Origin of the sequence: Nonomuraea rosea, assembly GCF_039539705.1 — a bacterium.
Lineage (GTDB): Bacteria > Actinomycetota > Actinomycetes > Streptosporangiales > Streptosporangiaceae > Nonomuraea > Nonomuraea rosea.
Window position 1 is genome coordinate 1 of the sequence record NZ_BAABDQ010000139.1, and the last position, 855, is coordinate 855.

The 855-nt window shown below is 63.9% G+C and carries 1 protein-coding gene; it reads left to right on the plus strand.

What is annotated here, in order from left to right; all coding sequences use genetic code 11:
- Positions 1 to 121 precede the first annotated feature (121 nt).
- Positions 122 to 855 (plus strand): tyrosine-type recombinase/integrase (locus tag ABEA43_RS67785; protein ID WP_345581587.1); only part of this gene is annotated, 734 nt, incomplete at its 3' end.

An 855-nucleotide genomic window follows, 5' to 3' on the forward strand; every position in this document is an offset into this window, starting at 1 on the left:
GTTATCTTGAGCCCTCTGAGGGCTGTCTTGCACGTCGATCACGTGGGTGTGAGGGTCCGGATTCTGGCTGGTGGACGTGGTTATCTACCGCTGTCCAGCACGCGGATCTTCCGGAGGAGCCATGCTTGTTCAGCGGGTGGTCATGCCCGCCTCGTCGCTTGAGTCCTGGACCGTTCTGGGGGATGACGATCTCCCGGTCGAGCCGATCGAGCGGTATCTGGCGTATCTCACCGACATCGAACGATCGCCGAACACAATCAAGGCGTATGCGCATGATTTGAAGGACTATTTCACCTTCCTCGACGGTCGTGGCCTGGACTGGCGCGAGGTCCGGTTGGAAGACATCGGCGAGTTCGTGGCCTGGCTGCGCCTGCCGCCACCTGCTCGGGAGGGCAAGGTCATGGTGCTGCCGTCGGTCGAGCAACATGTGTCGGCCAGCACGGTGAACCGGAAGCTGTCGGCGTTGTCGGCGTTCTACCAGCACGCGAGCCGTCACGGGGTGGACCTGGGCGAGTTGCTGATCACTTGGGGTCCGGCGGGGCAACGTGGTGGATGGAAGCCATTCCTGCACCACATCAGTAGAGATCAGCCGATCGCCCGTCGAACGATCGCGTTGAAGACGCCACGCAAGCTGCCCCGGGTGCTGACGGTGGCCGAGGCCCAGGCCGTCCTGGATGCCTGCGAGCGGTTACGCGATCGGCTGCTGTTCGCGCTGCTCTATGACAGCGGGATGCGGATCGGGGAGGTTCTTGGGCTGCGGCATGAGGACATTGCCGCCGCTGAGCGTGAGGTCACGGTCGTGCCCCGGGTCAACGCCAACGGTGCCCGCACCAAGTCCGCGACCACGCGCACCAT